Below are 23532 nucleotides of genomic sequence, written 5' to 3'. Positions count from 1 at the left end.
TCAAACAAGACCTACACGTCGTATAGCTGTGGCATGGCAAAGAAAGCAGTCCGCAAGACAAGCGGTAAGAAAAAGAAGGCGTCGAAAGCCAAACCCAACGTCGTGATGCGGATTCGCCGCTGGGTCACGCGTGGGCTATTGGCGATTGCGGTGTTTGTAGTGGCGCTGATTGGGCTCTATTCGGTAGTCAACCCACCGGTGACCCATACGATCTGGTCCGAATGGCGCAGATTGGGCAAGGTCGAGCGTGACTGGGTTCCCATCGAACAGATTTCGCCGATCATGGCGCGGTCAGTCGTAGCGGCTGAGGACGCCAATTTCTGCCGCCATTGGGGGTTTGATGTCGAAGCTATTCGTGACGCGATTGAAGGGGGTGGTGCCCGAGGTGCGTCGACGATTACGCAGCAAGTGGTGAAGAATGTCTTTTTGTGGCAAGGGCGCAGCTGGGTGCGCAAGGCGCTTGAAACTTCGATGACGCCGGTCGTCGAAATTTTCTGGAGCAAACAACGTATTCTTGAAGTTTATTTGAACGTCGCCGAAACCGGAAATGGCGTATTCGGGGTTGAGGCAGCGGCACAGCGTAATTTCAACGTTCCGGCGTCCAAACTGTCCTCGGTTCAGGCGGCGCGGATTGCGGCGATCCTGCCATCCCCGCGAAATCGGTCGGTAACCGACCCGTCGGTGCGCACCCGCAGACGTGCGGCTGCGATTCTGGACGGGGCGGCCACCATCCGCGCAGATGGTCGCGCGGATTGTTTCGAGGATTGAAAACCGAACCCACTCGGGGCTAAAGCTGAGGGGTATTCACTGGTTCGATTGGAAGCTCATGGCGCGTCTGTTTCACGTTCCCCTGTCACCGTACTGCCGCAAGGTCCGTCTGTCACTGGCGGAAAAGAAGATCGAGGTCGAGCTGGCCGAAGAGAAATACTGGGAACAGGACGCGGATTTCCTGCGCCGCAACCCTGCAGGCAAAGTGCCGGTCCTGCGATTGGACGGGCATGTCATGGCGGAAAGCAGCGCCATTTGCGAGTACATCGAGGAAACGCGCCCCGAGCCCGCTTTGATGCCGAAAACACCGGAAGCCCGGTATGAAGTCCGGCGGCTAGTCGGCTGGTTTGACGACAAGTTTCATCACGAGGTGACATCGAAACTGTTGTACGAGCGGGTCAACAAGAAGATGACCGGCCAGGGATACCCGGACAGCAAGAATGTCAAAGAGGGCGCCAAGGCCATCAAGTATCATTTGGACTACATGGCATGGCTGCTAGATCACCGGCGTTGGTTGGCGGGCGACCAGATGACATTGGCCGATTTCGCGGCCGCGGCGCATTTGTCGGCGCTGGACTATATCTCGGACGTGGATTGGAACCGGTCGGCGGCGGTCAAGGATTGGTACGCCAAGATCAAATCTCGGCCTGCGTTTCGGTCTATACTGGCGGATCAGGTGCCGGGGTTTCGGCCTCCGCCGCATTACGCGGATCTGGATTTCTGATAGGGTGGCAGGGGGGCTGTCTGCCCCCCATCGCGCCGGGGCGCGATTCCCCCCGAGGATATTTTAGCCAGATGAAGAGCGGATCGGATTTAAAGGACAAGGTGGTCGCTCAGGCATTGAGTGAGGGGTTTGTGTCCTGTCGGATTTGTCGGCCGTGGGATGTGCCGGAAGTGCCCGCGCGGTTGCAGGCGTTTTTGGATTCCGGGTATCACGGACAGATGGGGTGGATGGCCGAACGGACCCATTGGCGGGGCGATCCGTCGGCTTTGTGGCCCGAGGCGCGGTCGGTGATCATGCTGGCCGAGAGCTATACGCCTGAACATGATCCGACCGAGGTTTTGGGCCATCCCGATCGGGGTGCGATTTCGGTCTATGCGCAAAACAAGGATTACCATGATCTGGTGAAAAAACGCCTCAAGCGGTTGGCGCGGTGGTTGATTGCCGAAGGTGGCGGCGAGGTGAAGGTGTTCGTGGATACCGCGCCGGTGCCTGAGAAGGCCCTGGGCCATGCGGCGGGGTTGGGTTGGCAGGGGAAGCACACCAATCTGGTCAGCCGCGATTGGGGAAATTGGACCTTTATAGGCTCTGTTTTCACCACATTGGACCTGTCTGCGGATATGGCCGAGGTGGATCATTGCGGGTCGTGTCGCGCTTGTTTGGATGCCTGTCCAACGGATGCGTTTCCTGCGCCGTACAAGTTGGATGCGCGGCGGTGTATTTCCTATCTGACCATCGAACATAACGGGCCGGTGGACGAAGAGCTGCGCGGCAAGTTGGGCAATCGGATTTACGGATGCGATGATTGTCTCGCAGCCTGTCCGTGGAACAAATTTGCTGTCGCGGCCAGCGATCTGCGCTATGCGGCGCGGGATGATTTGGTGGCCCCGCCGCTGGTTGAATTGGCCGGGTTGGATGATGCGGCGTTTAGGGTCAAGTTCTCGGGCTCGCCCATCAAGCGGATCGGGCGGGATCGGTTTGTGCGCAACGTGCTGTATGCGATTGGGAATTCCGGTTTGCCCGCGCTGAAGCCGGTGGCGCAGGGGTTGGTGGAAGATCCGGATGCATCCGTGGCTGATGCCGCGCGCTGGGCGGTGCAACAACTGCCTTAAGTGACGCAAACAGGCTGGACGTGTCGGTCCAAACCGCTACACCCAATTCAGCGAACAGAAAGGAGAACCCGATGACGCTGGCTTTGGGGGTGGATACGGGCGGAACCTATACGGATGCGGTGCTGATCCGGGATGAGGCTGAGGTTATCGCCTCGGCCAAGTCGCTGACCACGCGGGCAGACTTGGCAATCGGCGTGGGCAAAGCGATTTCGGCTGTGTTGGAACAGGCGGCAGTTGGCCCTGAGCAAATCTCCATGGCATCTTTGTCGACCACTTTGGCCACCAATGCTCTGGTCGAGGGGCAGGGCGGGCGTGTGGCGCTGGTCTATATCGGGTTCAAGGAAGGCGATTTAGATCGGCACGGGTTGCGCGACGCGCTGAAGGGTGATCCGGCCTTGGTTATTGCTGGGGGTCACAGTCATGCGGGGGGCGAAGCAACGCCGTTGGATGTGGCCGCGTTGGAGGCCTTTTTAGACACTCATAAAGGCATTTCCGGCTTTGCTGTGGCCGCGCAATTTGCCACGCGCAACCCCGCGCATGAGTTGGAAGCGGCGCGGATTATTACCGAGCGGACGGGGGCTCCGGTCACATGTTCGCATCACCTGTCAGCCAAGCTGAATGGGCCGAAACGGGCGGTGACGGCGGTATTAAATGCGCGGCTGATTGGGATGATTGACCGGCTGATCGGGCGCGCGCAGGATCAGTTGCTGGCGCTGGGCATCACCGCGCCGATGATGGTGGTACGCGGTGACGGCGCGTTGATGAACGCCGAGCAGGCGCGGGAACGCCCGATCGAGACGATCCTCAGCGGGCCTGCGGCCTCGATCGTGGGGGCCAGTTGGCTGACCGGGGCTGAGAATGCCTTGGTATCGGATATTGGCGGGACAACTACGGATATTGCGCTGATCCGCGACGGTAAGCCCGCGATTGATCCCAATGGTGCGCAGGTTGGCGGTTTCCGCACCATGGTCGAGGCGGTGGCGATGCGCACCCATGGTTTGGGCGGCGACAGTCAGGTCCATGTGGTGACCGAGGGGCTGGGAGGCGGCGTGGTCCTTGGCCCGCGCAGGGTATTGCCGGTGTCGCTGATCGCGGCCGAGGCCCCGGATGTGGTGCACGCTGAGTTGGACAAACAACTGCGCGCGACCACGGTAGGTGAACATGACACGCGGTTTGCCCGCCGCGTGCCCGGTATCCATGCCGAAGGGCTGGGTGCACGGGAAGCGGTGTTGTTGGACCGTCTTGGCGATCAGGTTTTGCCGCTAAGCGACCTGTTGCGCACACGGCTGGAGAATGGAGCCCTGACGCGGCTGGTGGATCGCGGGATCGTTCAGGTCTCGGGCGTGACGCCGTCGGATGCAAGCCACGTTCTAGGAAGGTTGAACGCCTGGGATGCCGAAGCCGCGCGTAAGGCGCTGGAACTGGTGTCGCGCAAACGGGTTGGGTCGGGTGATGTGCTGGCGAAAACGCCCGAGGCTTTGGCGCAGATGATCGTGGATCAGTTGACCGAACAGACCTCTTTGACCTTGTTAGAGACTGCTTTTGCCGAAGAAGCCGAGGATTTTGGCATTCCCCCGGCCGACTTGGCCCGGCATGTTCTGACCTGCAAGGGGTTGGCCGGGCATCGGGGCCTGCTGGCGCTGGATGCGGCGCTGAATGTGGATGTGATCGGGTTGGGCGCCTCGGCCCCCAGCTATTACCCGGCGGTCGGGGAGCGTTTGCATTGCAAGATGACCTTGCCCGAACATACTGGCGTGGCGAATGCCATCGGCGCGGTCGTCGGTCGCCTGACCTTGCGCCGGGCGGGGACGGTCACGTCGCCTTCCGAGGGCAAGTTCCGGGTGCATCTTGAGGACGGACCGCAGGATTTCAACGATTCCGAGGCGGCGTTGTCGCTGCTGGAATCCGTACTGCGATCCGAGGCTGAGGGCGCGGTACGCGACGCCGGGGCCGAGGATATCCGCGTGATCGTTGACCGCGACATCCGCACAGCCCGCGTCGAGGCGCAGGAGGTCTTTGTCGAGGCCATGATCACGGTCGAAGCCAGCGGCCGCCCAAGGGTTGCCGCCGGCTGATCGCTTATTCTGCCGCGTCGCGTTTGGGCAGAACCCAATCGGGGCGCGGGAAATGGCAGGTATAGCCGTTGGGGATACGCTCCAGATAGTCCTGATGCTCGGGCTCGGCGTCCCAGAAATCACCGACGGGCTCCAGCTCGGTCACGACCTTGCCGGGCCACAAACCGCTGGCGCTCACATCCGCAATCGTGTCCAACGCCACCTGTTTCTGCGCGTCGTCCACATAGTAGATGGCCGAGCGATAGCTCATCCCGCGGTCATTGCCCTGACGGTTCACCGTGGTCGGGTCGTGGATCTGGAAAAAGAACTCCAGCAGGTCACGATAGCTGATCTGCGTGGGGTCAAAGAAAATCTCGATCCCTTCGGCATGGGTACCGTGGTTGCGATAGGTGGCGTTGGGGACATCGCCGCCAGTATAGCCGACGTTGGTGCGGGACACGCCCGGTAGCTTGCGGATCAGGTCCTGCATTCCCCAGAAACAACCTCCTGCTAGGACAGCGCGTTCTTCGGTCATTGGATTTCCTCCACATGGATCAGATAGTCGGCATAGCCTTCGGCCTCCATGTCATCGCGATGGACAAACCGCAAGGAGGCTGAGTTGATGCAATAGCGCAGCCCGCCATGTTCACGCGGGCCGTCGGGGAAGACGTGGCCCAGATGGCTGTCGCCGTGTTTTGAACGCACCTCGGTGCGAATCATGCCGTGGGTGGTATCCCGGAACTCTTCTACATGTTCATGCACGATGGGCTTGGTGAAACTAGGCCAGCCGCAGCCGGATTCGTATTTGTGAGTCGAAGCGAACAGCGGCTCGCCCGAGACGATATCCACATAAATCCCCGGTTCCTTGTTGTTCAGCAGCTTGCCGGTGCCCGGACGCTCGGTCCCGCTGTTCTGCGTGACATGGTATTCTTCGGGCGAGAGGGCAGCGATGGCCTCGGGGGATTTGGTGTATTGGGTCATGGATCCTCCGGTCGGTTGAGTTGCACCATTATTTGGGGGTTGGGGCGCAGAAATCAAAGCCTGTTTCATGCGCCTCGCGCCCTCGTGCGTTGATCCGGGGGACGATTTGGCGCGTATACTTGGGTAGAGGAGGGTTCACCATGTTCCGCATCTTGCTGTTGACCGCTTTGATTCTGACCGGGCGCACCGTGCAGGCTGCGCCGTTGAGCGGAGAGTTTCCGTCCATCGACGGCGGTACCCTGTCGATCGCGGATTGGCGCGGGCAGCCGGTTTTGGTGGTGAACACGGCCTCGCATTGCGGCTTTACTGGGCAATACAACGCGCTGCAGCAAGTCCACGAAGACTATGGTCCGCGCGGACTGGTCGTGCTGGCGGTACCGTCGGATTCCTTCAATCAGGAATTGGGATCGGCGGAAGAGGTCAAGGAATTCTGCGATTTCAACTATAACCTGACCCTGCCGATGACCGACATCACCCCGGTTCGAGGCGCAAAAGCGCATCCTTTCTATCAACAGGTTGCGGCGCAGACAGGATTTGAGCCCAGTTGGAACTTCAACAAAATCCTTCTGGATCCCGAAGGCGAAGTTATAGCGACCTATGGCGCGACCACGCGCCCCGATTCCCGGCAAGTGCTGTCTCAGGTCGAGGCTTTGCTGCCCTGAGCAGGCTGTCGCGACAGTTGCACCGCCAGGATTCCAGCGGTGGTGATCAAAACGCCAACAGCATCCAGCGGGCCCAGTTTCTCACCCAGCAGAATCGCGGCGATGGTCACGCCGAATACGGGGTTGAGGAAATGGAAGGTGGCTGCACGAGTCGCCCCGATCCGATCCAGCAGAAGGAACCATATCAGCGTGGCCAACAAGCCGGGGAACAGGGTTGTGTAGGTGAAAGCCAGCACCAGCGGAACGGTGAGGTGGATATGGATCACCTCGAACAGAGGAGCCGCGACGAACAGAACGGCTGAACCAACCAGCATCTGCAACCCCACGACCATCATGAAATTCCCGCCTGAGGTCGCCCCCCGCACCGCCAAGGTGGCGAAGGTCAGCGCCAAGGCCCCAACACCGCAGAGCATCACGCCGACCATATCAACGCCCGCGCTGATGCGGCTGCTCATGATCAAAGCGACGCCAGCAAACCCGGCGAGCAGGCCAATCACGCCTAGCGGTCGCAGACGATCACCCAGAAAGAGCCAGCTTGCCAGTGCCACCAGCAGCGGCATGGTCGAGGCGATAATGGCCGCAACTGACGCCTCAATCGTCTGCATCGCATAGAAATTCAGACCCAAATACAGGGCATTCTGGCAGATGCCGAACAGGATGGTTGCGTACCATTGTTGCGGCGTCAGCCGCCAACTTTGCCCCATTGCGCGCGCAATGGCGACGCCGATCAACCCGGAAATCAAAAAGCGCAATGCCAGCGAAAACAGCGGTGATGCGTCCATCACGATGATCCGCGCCGAAGTAAAGGCCGACGACCAGATCAGTGCAAATGTCAGCCCCATCGCCATGGCGCGCAGATCCATCGCCCATCCCCTTTTTTGGTTTCGCGCACTGTTCCTTAAATCAGTAAGGGTCGCAAGATGTACCGTCTGGCCGTAGTAACTAGGAATCTCATAAGGGCACTACACGCGGGGCGCACAATTTAATTCTTACCGGAGTTGGAGTTACTTTTCGGCCCGCTAGATCATAAGTGACCACAACAAAGGCGAAGCCCGTTATGTTGCAAGAGAAGCGAAAAGACCTGGATTCGGAGCGGCAGAAAAAGCTGCTGTTTCGGCTTGTGGATGAACTCAGTCAATCTTCGCCTGATCTGTACTATCGCCCGACCAGTGAGATCGCGACGTACCTTGAAACGTATATTCGTAAGGAAGCAAAACTGTCTGCAGACGATCGGGCCTTGATGAACCGGCTCAGCCGTCGTGATCTGGAAGTGCTATTAAGTTTGCACTGATCCCCAAGAAAAAGGGCCCCCAAACGGCGGCCCTTGATCGTATGTTTGCGACAGCTGAGATCAGCCGTTGACGCTGTCCTTCAGTGCCTTCGCAATGGTCATTTTAACCACCTTGTCGGCCTCTTTCTTGAACTGCTCGCCGGTGGCGGGGTTGCGCACCATGCGCTCGGGGCGTTCGCGGCAGTAGATTTTGCCAACGCCGGGCAGGGTCACTGCGCCGCCGGCCGAAACTTCGCGTGTGATCAGGCCGGTCATGGCCTCCAGCGCGGCGTTCGCGGCTTTTTTGTCAGTCCCCATTTCCTCAGCGAGAGCAGCAACCAGCTGAGTCTTTGTCATAGGCTTTGCCATTTCTTGGTCTCCTTAACGTGCCCGATGTCTTGGGCCTCACCGCGTAACTGTAACGGGATATTGTGGCCGAACACAACGAATAGTAGCGCGAAAAACCCTAAAAATAGGGGGAAAACGTTGCTTTTTTGCTTCAGAGAAAGGCTGTTTCGTCAAAAGAACGCAATTTCCGGCTGTGCAGACGCTCAAGCGGCATGCCTCGCAGGTGTTCCATCGCGCGAATTCCGATCGCCAAATGGCGGCTGACCTGTGTGGTATAGAAGTCCGAGGCCATGCCCGGAAGCTTCAATTCCCCGTGCAGCGGTTTGTCCGAGACACAGAGCAAAGTGCCATAGGGCACCCGGAACCGATATCCATTGGCGGCGATCGTGGCGCTTTCCATATCCAGCGCAATCGCGCGAGACTGGCTGAGGCGCTGCACCGGGCCGGACTGGTCGCGCAGTTCCCAGTTGCGGTTGTCGACCGAGGCGACGGTGCCGGTGCGCATGACGCGCTTTAGCTCGTAGCCGTCCAGTTCTGTCACTTCGGCCACGGCGCGTTCCAACGCCACCTGCACTTCGGCCAAGGGCGGGATCGGCACCCAGACGGGCAGGTCATCGTCCAGCACCTTGTCTTCACGCAGATAGGCATGGGCCAGCACAAAATCCCCCAGCGCCTGCGTGTTGCGCAAGCCGGCGCAATGGCCAACCATCAGCCACGCATGCGGCCGCAGAACTGCGATATGGTCGGTCGCGGTTTTTGCGTTGGATGGCCCCACCCCGATATTGACCAACGTGATCCCCGACCCATCGGCGCGTTTCAGGTGGTAGGTCGGCATCTGAGGCAGCTTCAGCGGCTGCTCCAAAACGCCATCGGCCGAGGTGATCTGCGCATTCCCGGTCGACACAAAGCTGGTATAGCCGCTTTCCGGGTCGGCCAGTTGTTCGCGGGCGTAGTTCTCGAACTCGGACACGTAGAACTGGTAGTTGGTGAACAGCACATGGTTTTGGAAGTGGCTGGGATCGGTGGCAGTGTAGTGCGCCAGACGGGCCAGCGAATAATCCACACGCTGGGCGGTGAACAGCGCCAGCGGGCCAATCTCGGTTTCGTGGTCATGCACCCCGTTGACGATATCGTCATTGGTGGTCGTCAGGTCGGGCACGTCGAACACATCGCGCAGGGTGAACCCCGCCGCGCCCTGATGCGGCACCACAAGGTCAGGGTTATTGGCCACGGCGAAATGCACCGGGATGGGTGTATCCGAGGCACCAATCGTCACTGGTTGGTCATGGTTTTTGATCAGCAGGGCAATTTGTTGGGTCAGATAGGCCCGGAATAGATCGGGCCGTGTGACCGTGGTGGCATGGGTGCCGGGTTCCGAGACGTGACCAAAGCTCAGACGGCTGTCCACATGCGCGTATGAGGTCGTTTTGATTCGAATCTCTGGGTAATAGGCTCTGAATCGCTCGGTCGGAGTGCCTGCCTCCATCGCTTTGGCGAAGTTTTCGCACAGGAAACTTGTGGCCTTTTCGTAGAGCTCTTCCAGGCGCGCCACGGCTGCAGCAGGGTCGGTGAATTTCTCAGGGTTTGGGACGTCGGGTGTTCTTATTATTGTCATGCGAGGGGTTCCAAAAGGTCGATCTTTTCAAATGTCCGCACGTCCACCAGCCCAAGGTCGGAAATCCGCAGCTCGGGGATTACGACAAGGGCCAGCAGCGAGTGCTGCATATAGGCGTTGTTCAACCGGCAGCCGCAGTCTTGCATCGTCTGAACCAACCGGTCCGCCTTGGCGGCGACATCGGCGGCGGGACTGTCGGACATCAGGCCCGCGATCGGCAGTTCCACCAGTGCCAGTTCTTCTCCGTCGCGGAACAGGGTGATGCCGCCGCCCACCTCTGCCAGACGGTTCGCCGCCAGTGCCATCTGTTCGCGGTCGGTCCCCACCACGATCATATGGTGGCTGTCATGCGCCACGGTCGAGGCCATGGCCATGCGCCCTCGATACCCAAAGCCCGAGACAAACGCGTTCGTGACCCCTCCGGTCGCGCGGTGGCGTTCGACCAGCGCAATCTGGCAGACGTCGCCTTCGCCCTCGACCAGCCCGCCGATGATCGGCAATTCTGCCTTCAGCGCCTTGGTCGGGGCTTGGTTTTCTACCACGCCGATCACATTGGCCCGCACGCGGTTGGCGCCCTCGGGGGCTTTGATCTCAAAATCCTTATCGGTCAGGGTATGGCCCAGATGCACCGTATTGCGCGCACTGTCCGGCCAGTTCAGATGCGGGCAGTCTACTGAAATCGCGCCATTTTCGGCAACGATCTGGCCGCGGGCGATCACCACCTCAATCTGCAACGCAGCCAGATCAGAACTCAGGATAATATCCGCCCGCCGGCCCGGCGTGATCGACCCGATCTCGCGTTCCAGCCCGAAATGGGTGGCGGTGTTGATCGTCGCCATCTGCAACGCAATCAACGGATCGCAACCGCAGGCAATCGCGTGGCGCACCACGCGGTTCATATGCCCCTCATTCACCAATGTGCCCGAGTGGCAATCATCCGTGCACAGAATAAAGCCGCGCGGGTCTAACCCTTTCTCGGTCACGGCTGTGATCTGGCTTTCCACGTCATACCAGGCCGAGCCCAGCCGCATCATCGACCGCATCCCCTGCCGCACCCGGGCTATGGCGTCGGCTTCGCAAGTTCCCTCGTGGTCGTCAGCGGGGCCCCCGGCCACATAAGCCGCGAATTCAGGCCCCAAATCGGGCGAAGCATAGTGCCCACCCACGGTTTTCCCCGCATTCTGAGTCGCCGCGATCTCGTCCAGCATCTTGGGGTCGCCGTGGATCACGCCGGGGAAATTCATCATCTCACCCAACCCGATGATACCGGGCCAGTTCATCGCCTCGGCCACGTCTTCGGGGGTGATTTCATAACCCGTGGTTTCAAGCCCTGGGGCCGACGGCGCGCAAGATGGCATCTGGGTGAAGATGTTCACGGGCTGCATCAGCGCCTCGTCATGCATCATGCGCACGCCTTCCAGCCCTAGCACGTTGGCGATCTCGTGCGGGTCGGTGAACATCGACGTCGTGCCATGAGGGATCACCGCGCGGGCAAACTCCGCCGGGGTCAGCATCCCCGATTCGATATGCATATGCGCGTCGCACAGACCGGGCAGCATATAGCGCCCATTGGCCTCGATGATCTGTGTATCTGGCCCGATGCAATGTCCGGCATCCCGTCCCACAAAGGCGATGCGCCCGTTGACAATGGCGATGTCGTGATCCGGCAGCGCCTCACGTGTGTGAACATTCACCCAGATCCCCCCGCGCACGACCATGTCGGCTGGATCACGTCCAGCGGCAACAGCGATCAATCGGGGGGCGGTATCGGGCCAACTTGGGATAGGCGTATATTCCATGGCTCAACTTTTCTGAATGTGTCCGAAGGTGCAACCCCTGCCGAACATCTATCATCAAACCGTCACGCAGCGCGTCAGCGCTGCCCGGCCCAACCAGAGGAGGGGGCGCGCAAGCGCCCCCGGACGATGGGCGGGAGCGCCTATCCCGCCAGATCGCGGGCAATTTCCTGCCTTACCCAATCGGCGAAAAGGACGGCACCCGGCGTTTCCTCGGCCTGAGGCGACAGCAGCAGGTAGTAAGCCTCGGGCATCTGCGCGCGGTATTCAAAGGGTGCTACCAGTTGCCCGCGCTTGATCAGGTCGCGGGCGATGGTGTCATGGGTCAGGCAATACCCACCCCCGGCCATCGCAACGGAGAGGCTAACCAGATAGGTTGTTGAATAGGTAATGGGTGAATTTTCCCAAGTTAGGCCCTGTTCAGTGATCCAATTCTGCCAATTCGACAACAGGTTCGAGCAATCAAACAGGGGCTGTTCCTGAATATCTTCCAGCCGCACTTCATAGCCCGGCGCGCAGACCGGGTAGTAGTGGTCGGTGCACAGTAACTCGGTGCGCACCGTGTCGGATGGACGCAGAGAGTATCGGATCTCAACCGCAGCACCCTCGGCCATTTCGCGCGGCTCCCAGAGTTCGGTGAAGATGTTCAGCTGCACATCCGGGTGCGCCGCCCGGAACCGGGGCAGGCGCGGTCCCAGCCAGTTCACCGCAAAGGTGATGTTGCTTTGAACCTGTACCGCGTTCTGCTGCGCGCCGGTGACGGCCTGCGTGCCACGCACCAGCGTGCGAAACGCCTCGCGCACCACGGGCAGATAGGTGATTCCGGCCTCGGTCAATTCCAGCGCGCGGGGGCGGCGCAAGAACAGAGGTTGGCCCAGATAGCCCTCAAGCGATTTTATTTGCTGACTGACCGCGCTTTGCGTCATGTTCAGATCACGCGCCGCGCCCGTGAAGGACAGGTGTCGCGCGGCGGCCTCGAACGTGCGCAGCCAACCCAGCGGAGGCAGCGATGTCTGCATTGGCATAACCTCACCATTAGCTGAGCTTATGGGATAGGCGAGAATTTTTCGTTGGTCAAATCCGCCTCGCGTCGCCACCTTCTTGAGAAACCAGATGGAGGAGCCCGCCATGACCGTCACTGAATTGCGTCCCAATATCGACCACTGGCCCGAGCGGGTCGATCTGGCTGCCACTTTCCGCTGGACTGAGCGTCTGAACATGCACGAGGCCGTGGCCAACCATTTCAGCCTGGCGGTGAACGATGGCGGAACGCAGTTCCTGATGAACGCCAACCAGATGCATTTCGCACGGATCAAAGCATCGAACCTTCTGCTGCTGGATGCCAATGATCCCGACGTTATGAGCCAGCCCGGTGCGCCCGACCCGACCGCTTGGGGTCTGCATGGCTCGATTCACCGCCATTGCCCGCATGCGCGTTGCGTGATGCATGTGCATTCGATCTTTGCGACCGTTCTGGCCTCGTTGGCGGACAGCACCCTTCCGCCGATCGACCAGAACACGGCCACCTTCTACAACCGTTATGTGGTGGATCAGGAATTCGGCGGGCTGGCCTTTGAAAGCGAAGGGGAGCGTTGCGCCGCGATGCTGTCGGACCCGAAGAAGAAGGTGATGATCATGGGCAACCATGGCGTGCTGGTGATTGGCAGCGACCCGGCCGATACGTTCAACCGCCTCTATTACTTCGAACGCGCGGCCGAGACCTATATCCGCGCGTTGCAAACCGGCCAGCCGCTGCGCGTGCTATCCGATGAGATTGCGGAAAAGACCGCACATGAACTGGATGACTACCCTGATCAGGCCGAGGCGCATCTGCGGGAAATCAAGGCTCTGCTGGATGCAGAGGGTTCGGACTACGCCAGCTAAAGGGATTTCCATGACTGATACTGCACAAGACCCCGAAGCCGCCCGCTGGCACTATCACCCCGAAGGTCCGGTGGGTTTGAACCCGCTGTTCGCGTGGCCTCCGCGCCCCGCCTCTGTGCTGAAGTGGTACAGTGGAGCTTGGTTGCAGATTTCCTCACTGACCCTGTGTATGGGGCTGGCGGTCATTGCCTATGTCGTATTTTTCCCTAAGTTAGAGTCAATGAAGAGCTTTGCTCCGTGGTGGATGTTCCGCATTTGGCTGCTGAACATGGTGCCTCAGATCTTGGTGGCGGGCGGGCTGCATTGGTGGCTTTACATGCGCAAGGGGCAGGGCATGTACAAAAAGTTCGACCGTCGCGACCTGACCAGAGACAACGGCAATTTCACCTTCCGCAATCAGGTCTGGGACAATATCTGGTGGACGCTGGGCAGCGCCATGACCGTGGCAACCGTGTATCAATGGGTGATCTATTGGGCGATGGCCAACGGATATGTGCCGACGGTCACTTGGGCCAGCGCGCCGATTTGGTTTATCGTCTGGATGTTGTTCATCCCGATGTGGTCTGGCTTGCATTTCTATTGGGTACATCGGCTGGAGCATCACCCAAAGCTCTATAAACACGTCCACGCCGTGCATCATCGCAACGTCAATATCGGCCCGTGGTCGGGGATATCGAACCATTGGTATGAAAACCTGCTGTATTTCACGACCTATTTCATCCATCTGATCGTGCCGTCCCACCCTCTGCATCTTCTGTTTCACACGTATTTTCAGCAGATCAGCCCGGTTCTGTCCCATTCAGGGTTTGAAAAGCTGAAAGCCGGAGAAACTGAAGCGGCCCGTGCGGGGGACTTTTTCCACCAGCTTCATCACCGGTATTTCGAGTGCAACTACGGCACCTCGGAAATCCCCTTCGACAAGTGGTTTGGCACCTATCACGATGGGTCTGCCGAGGCGACGACGCGGACGCGGGCCTATAAAAAGCAGATGTATACCTAGCCGGATCGCATTGCGCGCGGGGTGGTCCCGAACTCGGTCCGAAAGGCTCGGGTCAGGGCGCTTGGGTCGTCATAGCCTGCGCGCAGGGCGATCTCGGCGATAGTCAGGTCGGTCTCGGCTGCCAGTTTCCGGGCCAGGTTCAGGCGCAGGCGGCGATAGACCTGTGCGGGGCCTGCGCCCAGTTCGGTTTGCATTCGCACGGACAGCGCCTTTTGCGATCGTCCAACCCGGCGGGCGATCTCGGGGATAGGCAAAGGCATTTCCAGATGTTCCTGCATCAGGGCCAACGCTTTGTTCACATAGCTGCTGGTCGCACCCGCCCCGCCGGAATGAGACCTGGCGGAATCGCGAGTCATGAAAAGCTGCGCGACCTCCAGCGCCAAAGCCTGCCCGTGATCTTGCCCAATCAGGTGCAACACCAGATCAAACGCCGCCATCGCACCAGAACAGGTAATGCGGTCGCCGTCGATCACGTAGCGTTCGCGCTGTGCGTCAATTTCGGGGAAACGTTCGGTGAAACCGTCCAGCTCCTCCCAATGGATTGTGGCGCGGTGCCCGTCCAGTAATCCGGCCAACGCCAACAACCAGCTTCCGGTATCCAGCCCGGCCAGTATGCTGTAGCGCCTCGCTGCGGACCGCAACCCCGCCAGCGTCCGCCACCCGCCATGGGCCCGATACCCGTAAGAGGGCATGACCAGTAAAGTATCGCCGCGTGCATTCTGCAAGATGTCGTGCGGTGCGACTTGCAGCCCCGAAGATGACGTGACGGGAGCGCGATCCAGTGACAGAAATTGCCAGTCATACAGCTTGCGCCCCGCGATGGAATTCGCCGCCCGCAAGGGTTCGACCGCATTCGCAAGGCAGTGGTTGGAAAAGCCGTCGAACAGAAGCACTCCGAATTGCTGCGGCGCAGCGGGGGATTTGATCCATTTTTGCATGATATAGGTCTATTTTTGCATATTCAGATTGGCAAGCCACGTCAGGATATCCGCAACCCCAGATGTGGAGACCCCAGATGCAATATGGCCTGTCCGACGAACAAGAGATGATCGCCGCGACCGTTCGCAGCTTTGTCGAAAACGAAATCTACCCGCACGAAGAGTTGGTCGAGCGGACCGGCGAAGTCCCACACGAGATCGCCGCCGAGATCAAGCGCAAGACGATCGAGTTGGGTTTTTACGCTTGCAACTTCCCGGAAAGCGTCGGCTGTGCCGGGCTAAACCATCTGGAATTTGCGCTGGTCGAACGCGAGTTGGGCCGGGGATCGATGGCGTTGAACCATTTCTTCGGGCGGCCTCAGAACATTCTGATGGCATGCGAAGGCGATCAGGTCGACCGTTACCTGATGCCGGCCGTCCGGGGCGAAAAGATGGACGCGCTGGCGATGACTGAACCGGGTGCGGGTTCGGACGTGCGGGGGATGAAATGCGCTGCCGTGCGAGATGGGGGCGACTGGGTGGTCAATGGCACCAAGCACTTCATCTCGGGCGCGGAACATGCAGACTTTATCATCGTCTTCATCGCAACCGGCGAAGATCAGACGCCGAAAGGTCCCAAGAAACGCATCACGGCCTTTCTGGTCGATCGCGGCACCCACGGCTTCACAATCCGGGATGGGTACAAGTCGGTCAGCCATCGCGGCTATAAGAACATGGTGCTGGACTTCGACGATTGCCGCTTGCCGGATGCACAGGTTCTGGGCGAGGTCGATGGCGGGTTCGAGGTGATGAACACCTGGCTTTACGCCACCCGGATCACCGTTGCCGCAATGTCGGTTGGGCGCGCGCGGCGGGCGTTCGACTATGCGCTGGACTATGCCGCCACGCGTGAGCAATTCGGCCAGAAGATCGGCAAGTTTCAGGGCGTCTCATTCCAGATTGCAGACATGATCACCGAGATTGACGCCGCCGATTTGCTGACCCTCGCCGCCGCCGATCGTCTGGACAAGGGGCTGCCCGCCAACCGTGAGATCGCCTCGGCCAAACTGTACGCCTCTGAAATGCTGGCACGGGTGACGGATGCGGCGATTCAGGTGCATGGCGGGATGGGTCTGATGGACGACTACCCGCTGGAACGATTCTGGCGTGACGCGCGGGTTGAGCGTATCTGGGACGGCACCAGTGAGATTCAGCGCCACATCATCAGCCGCGATCTCTTGCGGGCGCTGGGCGCATGACGACAGCGCTGGCCCGAGCGCTGAACCCAAAGACCATTGCCGTGATCGGCGGTGGCGCGTGGTGTACGTCTGTTATCGAGCAGGCACGCAAGTTTGGATTCGAGGGCGAAATTTGGCCTGTGCACCCCAGAGCAACCGACGTCGCGGGGGAAAGTGCTTACCCGACACTCGAGTCGTTGCCTGATGTGCCCGACATGGCCTTTGTCGGCATCAACCGCCACGCCACGATTGAGGCTGTCAGGATTCTGTCTGCGATGGGGACAGGCGGTGCGGTCTGTTTCGCTTCGGGCTATACCGAGGCAAAGGCTGAAGACCATTCAGGCGCGGACCTTCAGGATCAGTTGATCGCCGCCGCAGGGGACATGCCGATTCTTGGGCCGAATTGTTACGGTTTCGTCAATGGCCTGGATCGTGTGGCTGTCTGGCCTGATCAGCACGGCATGCGGCCTGTGGATCGCGGGGTGGCGATCCTAACGCAAAGCTCGAACATTGCGATCAACATGACCATGCAGCGCCGCGCTTTGCCGTTGGCCTTCATGTTGACCTGTGGGAATCAGGCACAGACGCATCAGGCCCAGATTGCCTCGGCGTTGTTGGATGACGACCGCATTACGGCCATCGGCGTGCACATCGAAGGGTTTGGCGATCTGCGCAAATGGGAGGCGCTGGCTAAAAAGGCTCGTCAGCGCGGTGTCCCGATCATCGCGCTGAAGATGGGTCGGTCGGTCCATGCCCAAGCGGCAACGGTTTCGCATACGGCCTCGCTGGCGGGGCAAGACGCGGGTGCGCAGGCGTTTCTGGATCGGTTGGGGATTGCCCGATTGGATGACATCCCCAACTTTCTGGAATGCCTCAAGCTGTTGCATGTGACCGGGCGTCTGGACGGCAACGGGCTGGGTACGATCAGCTGCTCGGGGGGCGAGGCCAGTTTGGCCGCGGATATGGCCGAGGGGCGTGATCTGCACTTTCCGCCTCTGACTGACACGCAAAGTACCGAACTACGCGCGGCATTGGGGCCGATGGTGGCGCTGGCGAACCCGCTGGATTACCACACCTATATCTGGCGCGACACGCAGGCGATGACGCGCGCCTGGTCGGCGATGATGGGGCCAGAACAGGCACTGACTATGGCCATTGTGGACTATCCGCACACGGATCAAACCGATTGGACCTGTGCGACGCAGGCCGCGTTGAATTGCGTGGCACAAACCGGGCGGCCCTTTGCAGTGACAGCGACTCTGCCCGAGCTGATGCCTGAGGACGTCGCGCAGCGCCTGATGGATGGCGGGGTTATTCCCTTCGCCGGGCTGCATGAGGCACTGTCGGCTGTCGAAGCGGCGGCGCGCCCTGCAGGTCAGGACTCTGATCCGGTGGTCCTTCCCAGTACTGCCAATCCAAACGTCACGCTGACCGAGGCGGAAGCCAAGGACCAGCTAGCAGCCTTCGGTGTGTCCACTCCAAAAAGGCGGGTGACTCAGGCCGATGCCGCTAGTGCCGGTGACATGACGGGCCCTTTCGCCGTCAAGGGCGTTGGACTGGCGCATAAATCAGACCATGGGGCGGTTCAGTTAGGGGTCAGCGCGGACGATCTGCCAGCGGTCGCGGCCCAGATCGGCACCTCTGAGGTTCTGATCGAGGAAATGGCACCTGAAGGCGTTGCCGAGTTGCTAATCGGTGTCACCTGCGATCCGGCCCATGGCTATGTTCTGACCTTAGGCGCGGGCGGGGTGTTGACGGAAATCCTACGGGACTCGGTGTCGCTGCTGATCCCGTCACCTCGGCATGTAGTTGAAAAGGCGCTGGGCGAGCTGGCTTGTGCGCCTTTGTTGGCTGGCTATCGCGGCAAACCCGCAGCCGACATGGGCGCGATCCTGGTTACGGTCGAGGCCGTTCAGGCCTATGTTATTGCCAACGCAACCCATGTCAGCGAAGTTGAAATCAATCCGCTGATTTGCGGGCCTAAAGGGGCCGTGGCGGTGGATGCACTGATCCGAAAGGCACGCACATGAACCCGGTCAAAACCCAGCGCGACGGCGCGATTCTACTGGTCACTCTGGACCGTCCCAAAGCCAACGCGATTGATCTGGCTACCAGCCGCGTTATGGGGGAGGTGTTTCGGGATTTCCGCGATGACCCGGACCTGCGCGTGGCAATCATCACCGGTGGCGGCGACAAGTTCTTTTGCCCCGGCTGGGATCTGAAGGCTGCGGCGGATGGCGACGCGGTGGATGGCGATTATGGCGTGGGCGGCTTCGGCGGGTTGCAAGAGCTGCGCGATATGAACAAGCCGGTGATTGCCGCCGTGAACGGTATCGCCTGTGGTGGCGGGCTGGAACTGGCGCTGAGCGCGGACATGATCATCGCCGCAGATCACGCCAGCTTTGCCCTGCCCGAAATCCGATCCGGCACCGTTGCGGATGCCGCCAGTGTCAAACTGCCCAAACGCATCCCCTATCATATCGCGATGGAACTGCTGCTGACCGGACGCTGGTTCGATCCGGGCGAGGCCAAGGCATGGGGCTTGATCAACGAGATTGTGCCCGGTGATCAATTGATGGACCGCGCTTGGGAACTGGCGCGTTTATTGGCCAGCGGGCCGCCCCTGGTCTATGCCGCGCTCAAAGAGATCGTGCGCGAGGCCGAGGATTCAAAGTTTCAGGACGTTATGAACCGGATCACACGGCGGCAATTGCCGACCGTGGATGTTCTGTATGGGTCCGAGGACAATCTGGAAGGCGCCCGCGCCTTTGCCGAGAAACGCGACCCGGTCTGGAAAGGGCGCTAAATCCGCTCGAACAAGGCGATGAGCGCCGTGTCGTCCTTGTTGGGACCAACGGCGAGGTCGCCATAGATACGTACTTCGGGCAGAGACAGGTTTCTGATCAGTCCCTGAGCCAGCTTGTGAAGCGCCTCGGCAAAGCCAAGTGCCTCATAATGTTGGGCGTTGATCGACAGGGCGAATTGCGCACCGTGGCGCGCGACGCGCAGCAAGGGCAACAGCGCCTCGGGGCCGAGGTGGCCGTGGGTGAAGGTGCCCGATGACACGATGCCCGAGTAGCTTTCGCGCGGCACAGGGATGCCCTCGTTCAGGTCGGCCTCGATTGCATCGCGGTAGATGTCTTTGCGCATGGCCTGATCCAGCATCTGGGCGCTGATATCGGTGGCGTCGATGGGACCGACGCCCAGCCCGACCAGGACATCACCGCACAGACCGGTCCCCGCGCCCACATCCAGCACCGGGCCCTGTCCTCCCGCCCCTACAAAGGCGCGCGCCGTGTGGATGTGGAGCTGATAATCCTCACGCGTGGCAAAGCCTGTGTCATAGTCCCCGGCCCATTCCGCATAAAGCCGCCGGTTGTCGTCCGGCGTTTCCAGCGCATAGGCCGTATGCAGATCAGGGGTTTTATCGCTCATGCCTAAAAGAAAGGCCCATTGTGGGATTCGAATCAAGTATCCCGTCGCCCGCGCTTGCATCCGGCTGATTTGGGGATCATCAATGGCGGCATGACTGGTACTCTTTATTCATTCGGCCATGGCTATTCCGCGCAGGAATTGTCGCGGCTTTTGGCACCCGCGGGCTGGCGCATCATCGGAACCACCCGTGACCCCGCGCAATCACCAACCCTGCGGGCTTCGGGGGCAGAGCCGGTTGTTTGGCCTGGACAGCAGGTTGATTTGGACGGGGTGACGCATCTGCTGATCTCGACGGCGCCTAATGCCGAAGGTGACCCGGTTCTGGCGGCCTTGAAGGACGAAATCACCGAGCGCGCCGCGCAGTTCAAATGGGTCGGGTACTTGTCGACCACAGCCGTTTACGGCGATCATCAGGGTGATTGGGTAGATGAGACTACCCCTGCAACACCCACGGCCCAAAGGGGCAGATGGCGGGTGCAGGCGGAACAGCAATGGCTGACCATTCCGGGTCTGCCCACGCATATTTTCCGGCTGGCGGGGATCTATGGCCCCGGTCGCGGTCCGTTCTCCAAGCTGAAACGCGTTGGGATGCGGCGGATCATAAAGCCGGGTCAGGTCTTTTCGCGCATTCACGTGGCCGATATCGCGCAGGTATTGGCGGCGTCGATGGCCGCGCCAAATCCCGGCGCCATATATAATGTCTGCGATGATGAACCGGTTCCACCACAGGATGTCATTGCCTATGCGGCTGAGTTGCAGGGATTGCCTCTGCCCCCCGCCGTTCCTTTTGACAAGGCCGACCTAACCCCGATGGCCCGCAGTTTTTACAACGAGAACAAGCGGGTCAGAAACGACAGGATCAAGGATGAGTTGGGGGTAAAGTTGCTTTATCCAGACTACCGGGTCGGGCTGACGTCTCTGATGCGCGCGGAATGATTGAATTGTGATAGCTTTTAGTTATCACAATCATCCATAAACAAAACTTATTCGCATGGATTGTCTTTGCTAGAACGGTTCTAGACAAGACCTACCGAGTCGCTACTGCCCATCACGACTGCGCGATTTTTCGTCATGCTTTTAGGATGGATAAAAGTGTCATCTATATGTGCTCTTGATCGACCGAGTTTTTAGCGGCGCACCTGCGCCGGAATTTTGCCAGGAATGGAGATCGACATGGACGGAAGTGATAACCCCAAAGCAGGCGGATGCCCTGTCATGCACGGCGCAGGAACCCGGTCTAACCGGGACTGGTGGCCGAACCAGCTGAACCTGTCGATCCTGCATCAGCACGGACCGGCCTCGAACCCGATGGATGCCGATTTCAACTACGCTGAAGAGTTCAAAAAACTCGACATGAAGGCGCTGAAAGAAGACCTGTATGCGCTGATGACGGATTCGCAGGACTGGTGGCCAGCGGATTACGGTCATTACGGCGGATTGTTCATTCGTATGGCGTGGCACAGCGCCGGGACATACCGAACGGCGGATGGCCGGGGTGGTGCTTCGACCGGGAACCAGCGGTTTGCCCCGCTCAACAGCTGGCCGGATAACGGCAACCTCGATAAGGCGCGCCGTCTTCTGTGGCCGATCAAGCAGAAATACGGCAACCAGATTTCCTGGGCTGACCTGATGATCCTTGCGGGCAACTGCGCCATCGAATCCATGGGCGGCAAGACCTTTGGCTTTGCCGGTGGTCGCGAAGACATCTGGGCCCCCGAGGAAGACATCTATTGGGGCACTGAGACCGAATGGCTGGCCCCCACCGACAACCCGAACAGCCGCTATTCCGGTGAACGCGATCTGGAAAACCCGCTGGCCGCTGTGCAGATGGGCCTGATCTATGTGAACCCAGAAGGCCCCGATGGTGAGCCGAACGTGCTGGCCTCGGGCCGTGACATCCGCGACACCTTTGGTCGGATGGCGATGAATGACGAGGAAACCGTGGCTCTTGTTGCGGGTGGTCATACCTTTGGCAAAGCGCATGGCGCGGGCGATCCCGATCTGGTTGGCCCCGAACCCGAAGCTGCCGCGATCGAGGAAATGGGCTTTGGCTGGATCAACAAGTTTGGCTCGGGCAAAGGTGACGACACCACAACCTCGGGAATCGAAGGCGCATGGACCGCGAACCCGATCCAATGGGACAACGGCTATTTCGACCTGCTGTTCGGATATGACTGGAACCTGACCAAAAGCCCCTCGGGCGCATGGATCTGGGAGCCGGTCGGCGTCAAAGAAGAAGACATGGCCCCGCAGGCCCATGACCCGTCGAAAAAGGTCAAAACCATGATGACCACCGCCGACATGGCGATGCGCATGGACCCGATCTATGGCCCGATCTCGAAGCGCTTCCATGAGAACCCCGAAGAATTCGCAGATGCGTTCGCCCGCGCCTGGTTCAAGCTGACCCACCGCGACATGGGCCCCCGCGCGGCCTATATCGGTGAAGAAGCTCCGACCGAGGAGCTGATCTGGCAGGACAACGTCCCCGCCATAGATCATGATCTGGTGGATGATGCGGATGTGGCGAACCTGAAAGCCAAGATCGCGGCAACCGGCCTGTCGGTGTCGGAACTGGTATCGACCGCTTGGGCTTCGGCCTCGACCTTCCGTGGGTCGGACAAGCGCGGCGGCGCCAATGGTGCCCGTATCCGCCTTGCCCCCCAGAAAGACTGGGATGTGAACGAGCCGATGAAATTGTCCAAGGCGCTGTCCGTGCTCGAGGGTGTTCAAGCCGCGTTCAACGATGCGCAGTCGGGCGGCAAAAAGGTCTCGCTGGCGGATGTGATCGTTCTGGCCGGCGCCGTAGGTATCGAACAGGCGGCCAAGGCTGGCGGTCAGGATGTCGAGGTTCCGTTTACTCCGGGCCGCACTGATGCGTCGCAGGACCAGACGGATGTCGATAGCTTTGCGGTGATGGAGCCCATCGCTGATGGCTTCCGCAACTATCAGAAAGGTGACTATACCGTTTCACCCGAAGAGTTGCTGGTCGACAAAGCGCAACTATTGACCTTGTCCGCGCCTGAAATGACCGCACTGGTTGGTGGGCTGCGCGTGATTGGCGCCAGTTTCGGCGATACCAAGCATGGCGTGTTCACAGACCGGGTCGGTACGCTCAGCACCGACTTCTTCACCAACTTGTTGGACATGAGCACCGAATGGAAGCCCGCAGGCAAGGGCGTCTATGAAGGCCGCGACCGCGCCAGCGGTGAGGTCAAGTGGACCGGGACCCGTGTCGATCTGGTCTTTGGCTCGAACTCGCAACTGCGGGCGCTGGCCGAGGTCTATGGTCAGGCCGGGGCCGAAGCCAAGTTCACCACCGACTTTGTGTCCGCTTGGACCAAGGTGATGAACGCGGACCGGTTCGACCTGAAGTAATTTAGACCACCATCACTCACAATACGACGCCGCGCGGGGAAACTTGGGCGGCGTTTTATTTGCGAGTCATGAACGGCTACCAAGCATTGGGTACGATTCCTGCGAAAGGGGTATGCATCCTCTACTGTGACACTCTGTTCGGTGGGTTTTCGATGCGACTATTAAAGTTAGTCTGTTGTTTTTGTTAAATTAAATAAGTTTCTGCTTGGAAATTCAAAGTTTTTTCAAAATGGGGGTTGCAGGTTCCAGACCTAATCCGTAAATACCCCTTCACCGGCGCTGCTGAGGCGGTGCTGGGGCGCTGGAGACGGTGCTGACGGACTGGAAAGACGGTTGAGACGCTCAGGATAGACTGG

At 59.8% G+C, this 23532-nt stretch carries 22 protein-coding genes; 13 read left to right on the top strand and 9 right to left on the bottom strand.

What is annotated here, in order from left to right; all coding sequences use genetic code 11:
• The first annotated feature begins 33 nt into the window (after positions 1-33).
• The 4 genes from mtgA (at position 34) to ACR0DB_RS16890 (ending at position 4676) form a co-directional block, all read left to right on the top strand.
• Positions 34-768, top strand: a complete 735-nt coding sequence (mtgA, locus tag ACR0DB_RS16905; RefSeq protein ID WP_170790274.1) for a monofunctional biosynthetic peptidoglycan transglycosylase — start codon at positions 34-36, stop codon at positions 766-768.
• Positions 769-826: 58 nt separating this feature from the next.
• Positions 827-1492: an FtsZ-binding protein FzlA gene (gene fzlA, locus ACR0DB_RS16900; RefSeq protein WP_480552172.1), complete on the top strand. Its 666-nt coding sequence runs from the start codon at positions 827-829 to the stop codon at positions 1490-1492.
• Between the two features lie 71 nt (positions 1493-1563).
• On the top strand, positions 1564-2601 hold the full coding sequence (queG, locus tag ACR0DB_RS16895; protein WP_480552171.1) for a tRNA epoxyqueuosine(34) reductase QueG: 1038 nt from the start codon (positions 1564-1566) through the stop codon (positions 2599-2601).
• A 71-nt stretch (positions 2602-2672) separates the two neighbouring features.
• Positions 2673-4676, top strand: a complete 2004-nt coding sequence (locus ACR0DB_RS16890; protein WP_480552170.1) for a hydantoinase/oxoprolinase family protein — start codon at positions 2673-2675, stop codon at positions 4674-4676.
• 4 nt (positions 4677-4680) lie between these two features.
• Here the strand turns inward: ACR0DB_RS16890 and msrA are convergent, their stop codons facing one another.
• Together msrA and msrB are read right to left on the bottom strand one after the other, a co-directional pair.
• Entirely contained in the window at positions 4681-5190 is a 510-nt protein-coding gene (gene msrA / locus ACR0DB_RS16885) for a peptide-methionine (S)-S-oxide reductase MsrA (RefSeq protein ID WP_480552169.1), read from the bottom strand.
• Entirely contained in the window at positions 5187-5636 is a 450-nt protein-coding gene (gene msrB / locus ACR0DB_RS16880; protein ID WP_170786053.1) for a peptide-methionine (R)-S-oxide reductase MsrB, read from the bottom strand. Before msrB ends, msrA begins: the two co-directional genes overlap by 4 nt.
• A gap of 140 nt (positions 5637-5776) precedes the next feature.
• Between msrB and ACR0DB_RS16875 the strand changes: the two genes are divergently transcribed.
• Entirely contained in the window at positions 5777-6298 is a 522-nt protein-coding gene (locus tag ACR0DB_RS16875; RefSeq protein ID WP_170771520.1) for a glutathione peroxidase, read from the top strand.
• On the opposite strand, the gene ACR0DB_RS16870 is transcribed toward ACR0DB_RS16875, so the two are convergent.
• Complete coding sequence (locus tag ACR0DB_RS16870; RefSeq protein ID WP_170771522.1) at positions 6274-7161, bottom strand: DMT family transporter; 888 nt, start codon at positions 7159-7161, stop codon at positions 6274-6276. The genes ACR0DB_RS16875 and ACR0DB_RS16870 overlap by 25 nt on opposite strands.
• 194 nt (positions 7162-7355) lie before the next feature.
• On the opposite strand from ACR0DB_RS16870, the gene ACR0DB_RS16865 reads away from it, so the two are divergent.
• The gene (locus tag ACR0DB_RS16865) at positions 7356-7589 is read left to right on the top strand and encodes a hypothetical protein (RefSeq protein ID WP_170355542.1); all 234 of its coding nucleotides are present in this window, start codon (positions 7356-7358) and stop codon (positions 7587-7589) included.
• A 60-nt stretch (positions 7590-7649) separates the two neighbouring features.
• On the opposite strand, the gene ACR0DB_RS16860 is transcribed toward ACR0DB_RS16865, so the two are convergent.
• The 4 genes from ACR0DB_RS16860 to ACR0DB_RS16845 all read right to left on the bottom strand — a co-directional run bounded on the left by ACR0DB_RS16860 (position 7650) and on the right by ACR0DB_RS16845 (position 12346).
• Entirely contained in the window at positions 7650-7937 is a 288-nt protein-coding gene (locus ACR0DB_RS16860; RefSeq protein WP_039533371.1) for an HU family DNA-binding protein, read from the bottom strand.
• A 130-nt stretch (positions 7938-8067) separates the two neighbouring features.
• Complete coding sequence (locus tag ACR0DB_RS16855; RefSeq protein WP_480506068.1) at positions 8068-9531, bottom strand: AMP nucleosidase; 1464 nt, start codon at positions 9529-9531, stop codon at positions 8068-8070.
• Positions 9528-11330 carry an adenine deaminase gene (ade, locus tag ACR0DB_RS16850; RefSeq protein WP_480552168.1) on the bottom strand — a complete coding sequence of 601 codons (1803 nt, stop codon included), beginning with the start codon at positions 11328-11330 and terminating at the stop codon, positions 9528-9530. The genes ACR0DB_RS16855 and ade overlap by 4 nt, the downstream gene beginning before the upstream one ends.
• 140 nt (positions 11331-11470) lie before the next feature.
• On the bottom strand, positions 11471-12346 hold the full coding sequence (locus tag ACR0DB_RS16845; RefSeq protein ID WP_480552167.1) for a LysR family transcriptional regulator: 876 nt from the start codon (positions 12344-12346) through the stop codon (positions 11471-11473).
• 109 nt (positions 12347-12455) lie between these two features.
• On the opposite strand from ACR0DB_RS16845, the gene ACR0DB_RS16840 reads away from it, so the two are divergent.
• Entirely contained in the window at positions 12456-13211 is a 756-nt protein-coding gene (locus tag ACR0DB_RS16840) for a class II aldolase and adducin N-terminal domain-containing protein (protein WP_480552166.1), read from the top strand.
• A gap of 10 nt (positions 13212-13221) precedes the next feature.
• Positions 13222-14211 carry a sterol desaturase family protein gene (locus ACR0DB_RS16835; protein WP_480552165.1) on the top strand — a complete coding sequence of 330 codons (990 nt, stop codon included), beginning with the start codon at positions 13222-13224 and terminating at the stop codon, positions 14209-14211.
• Here ACR0DB_RS16835 and ACR0DB_RS16830 read toward each other — a convergent pair.
• Positions 14208-15149, bottom strand: a complete 942-nt coding sequence (locus tag ACR0DB_RS16830; RefSeq protein WP_170771536.1) for a GlxA family transcriptional regulator — start codon at positions 15147-15149, stop codon at positions 14208-14210. The two genes, ACR0DB_RS16835 and ACR0DB_RS16830, sit on opposite strands and share 4 nt — an antisense overlap.
• A gap of 77 nt (positions 15150-15226) precedes the next feature.
• On the opposite strand from ACR0DB_RS16830, the gene ACR0DB_RS16825 reads away from it, so the two are divergent.
• The 3 genes from ACR0DB_RS16825 to ACR0DB_RS16815 are packed head-to-tail and all read left to right on the top strand — an operon-like array spanning position 15227 to position 19172.
• Entirely contained in the window at positions 15227-16387 is a 1161-nt protein-coding gene (locus ACR0DB_RS16825) for an acyl-CoA dehydrogenase family protein (protein WP_480552282.1), read from the top strand.
• On the top strand, positions 16384-18396 hold the full coding sequence (locus tag ACR0DB_RS16820) for an acetate--CoA ligase family protein (protein ID WP_480552164.1): 2013 nt from the start codon (positions 16384-16386) through the stop codon (positions 18394-18396). The genes ACR0DB_RS16825 and ACR0DB_RS16820 overlap by 4 nt, the downstream gene beginning before the upstream one ends.
• Positions 18393-19172, top strand: coding sequence for a carnitinyl-CoA dehydratase (locus ACR0DB_RS16815; protein ID WP_480552163.1), 780 nt, complete (start codon positions 18393-18395; stop codon positions 19170-19172). The genes ACR0DB_RS16820 and ACR0DB_RS16815 overlap by 4 nt, the downstream gene beginning before the upstream one ends.
• Here the strand turns inward: ACR0DB_RS16815 and ACR0DB_RS16810 are convergent.
• Positions 19169-19801, bottom strand: a complete 633-nt coding sequence (locus ACR0DB_RS16810) for a class I SAM-dependent DNA methyltransferase (protein ID WP_480552162.1) — start codon at positions 19799-19801, stop codon at positions 19169-19171. The genes ACR0DB_RS16815 and ACR0DB_RS16810 overlap by 4 nt on opposite strands.
• Before the next feature lie 90 nt (positions 19802-19891).
• On the opposite strand from ACR0DB_RS16810, the gene ACR0DB_RS16805 reads away from it, so the two are divergent.
• Together ACR0DB_RS16805 and katG are read left to right on the top strand one after the other, a co-directional pair.
• Positions 19892-20737 carry an SDR family oxidoreductase gene (locus ACR0DB_RS16805; RefSeq protein WP_480552161.1) on the top strand — a complete coding sequence of 282 codons (846 nt, stop codon included), beginning with the start codon at positions 19892-19894 and terminating at the stop codon, positions 20735-20737.
• Positions 20738-20974: 237 nt separating this feature from the next.
• Positions 20975-23176 (top strand): catalase/peroxidase HPI, encoded by a 2202-nt coding sequence (gene katG, locus ACR0DB_RS16800; protein ID WP_480552160.1) that lies wholly within the window; start codon positions 20975-20977, stop codon positions 23174-23176.
• The last annotated feature ends 356 nt before the right edge of the window (positions 23177-23532 follow it).

The sequence above is a fragment of the Ruegeria sp. AB6 genome (assembly GCF_056542685.1).
Note: the sequence above shows the minus strand (reverse complement) of the source record. Positions and strands in the feature narration are given on the sequence as shown.

Bases quoted from the DNA above. Each gene is read 5' to 3' on its own strand.
- katG (WP_480552160.1), top strand. From the start codon at position 20,975: ATGGACGGAAGTGATAACCCCAAAGCAGGCGGATGCCCTGTCATGCAC.
- fzlA (WP_480552172.1), top strand. From the start codon at position 827: ATGGCGCGTCTGTTTCACGTTCCCCTGTCACCGTACTGCCGCAAGGTC.
- ACR0DB_RS16845 (WP_480552167.1), bottom strand. From the start codon at position 12,346: ATGCAGACATCGCTGCCTCCGCTGGGTTGGCTGCGCACGTTCGAGGCC.
- ACR0DB_RS16875 (WP_170771520.1), top strand. From the start codon at position 5,777: ATGTTCCGCATCTTGCTGTTGACCGCTTTGATTCTGACCGGGCGCACC.
- msrB (WP_170786053.1), bottom strand. From the start codon at position 5,636: ATGACCCAATACACCAAATCCCCCGAGGCCATCGCTGCCCTCTCGCCC.
- ACR0DB_RS16890 (WP_480552170.1), top strand. From the start codon at position 2,673: ATGACGCTGGCTTTGGGGGTGGATACGGGCGGAACCTATACGGATGCG.
- ACR0DB_RS16840 (WP_480552166.1), top strand. From the start codon at position 12,456: ATGACCGTCACTGAATTGCGTCCCAATATCGACCACTGGCCCGAGCGG.
- ACR0DB_RS16825 (WP_480552282.1), top strand. From the start codon at position 15,227: ATGCAATATGGCCTGTCCGACGAACAAGAGATGATCGCCGCGACCGTT.
- ACR0DB_RS16830 (WP_170771536.1), bottom strand. From the start codon at position 15,149: ATGCAAAAATGGATCAAATCCCCCGCTGCGCCGCAGCAATTCGGAGTG.
- ACR0DB_RS16810 (WP_480552162.1), bottom strand. From the start codon at position 19,801: ATGAGCGATAAAACCCCTGATCTGCATACGGCCTATGCGCTGGAAACG.
- ACR0DB_RS16835 (WP_480552165.1), top strand. From the start codon at position 13,222: ATGACTGATACTGCACAAGACCCCGAAGCCGCCCGCTGGCACTATCAC.
- ACR0DB_RS16865 (WP_170355542.1), top strand. From the start codon at position 7,356: ATGTTGCAAGAGAAGCGAAAAGACCTGGATTCGGAGCGGCAGAAAAAG.
- ade (WP_480552168.1), bottom strand. From the start codon at position 11,330: ATGGAATATACGCCTATCCCAAGTTGGCCCGATACCGCCCCCCGATTG.
- ACR0DB_RS16815 (WP_480552163.1), top strand. From the start codon at position 18,393: ATGAACCCGGTCAAAACCCAGCGCGACGGCGCGATTCTACTGGTCACT.
- ACR0DB_RS16860 (WP_039533371.1), bottom strand. From the start codon at position 7,937: ATGGCAAAGCCTATGACAAAGACTCAGCTGGTTGCTGCTCTCGCTGAG.
- msrA (WP_480552169.1), bottom strand. From the start codon at position 5,190: ATGACCGAAGAACGCGCTGTCCTAGCAGGAGGTTGTTTCTGGGGAATG.
- queG (WP_480552171.1), top strand. From the start codon at position 1,564: ATGAAGAGCGGATCGGATTTAAAGGACAAGGTGGTCGCTCAGGCATTG.
- ACR0DB_RS16805 (WP_480552161.1), top strand. From the start codon at position 19,892: ATGACTGGTACTCTTTATTCATTCGGCCATGGCTATTCCGCGCAGGAA.
- ACR0DB_RS16820 (WP_480552164.1), top strand. From the start codon at position 16,384: ATGACGACAGCGCTGGCCCGAGCGCTGAACCCAAAGACCATTGCCGTG.
- ACR0DB_RS16870 (WP_170771522.1), bottom strand. From the start codon at position 7,161: ATGGATCTGCGCGCCATGGCGATGGGGCTGACATTTGCACTGATCTGG.
- mtgA (WP_170790274.1), top strand. From the start codon at position 34: ATGGCAAAGAAAGCAGTCCGCAAGACAAGCGGTAAGAAAAAGAAGGCG.
- ACR0DB_RS16855 (WP_480506068.1), bottom strand. From the start codon at position 9,531: ATGACAATAATAAGAACACCCGACGTCCCAAACCCTGAGAAATTCACC.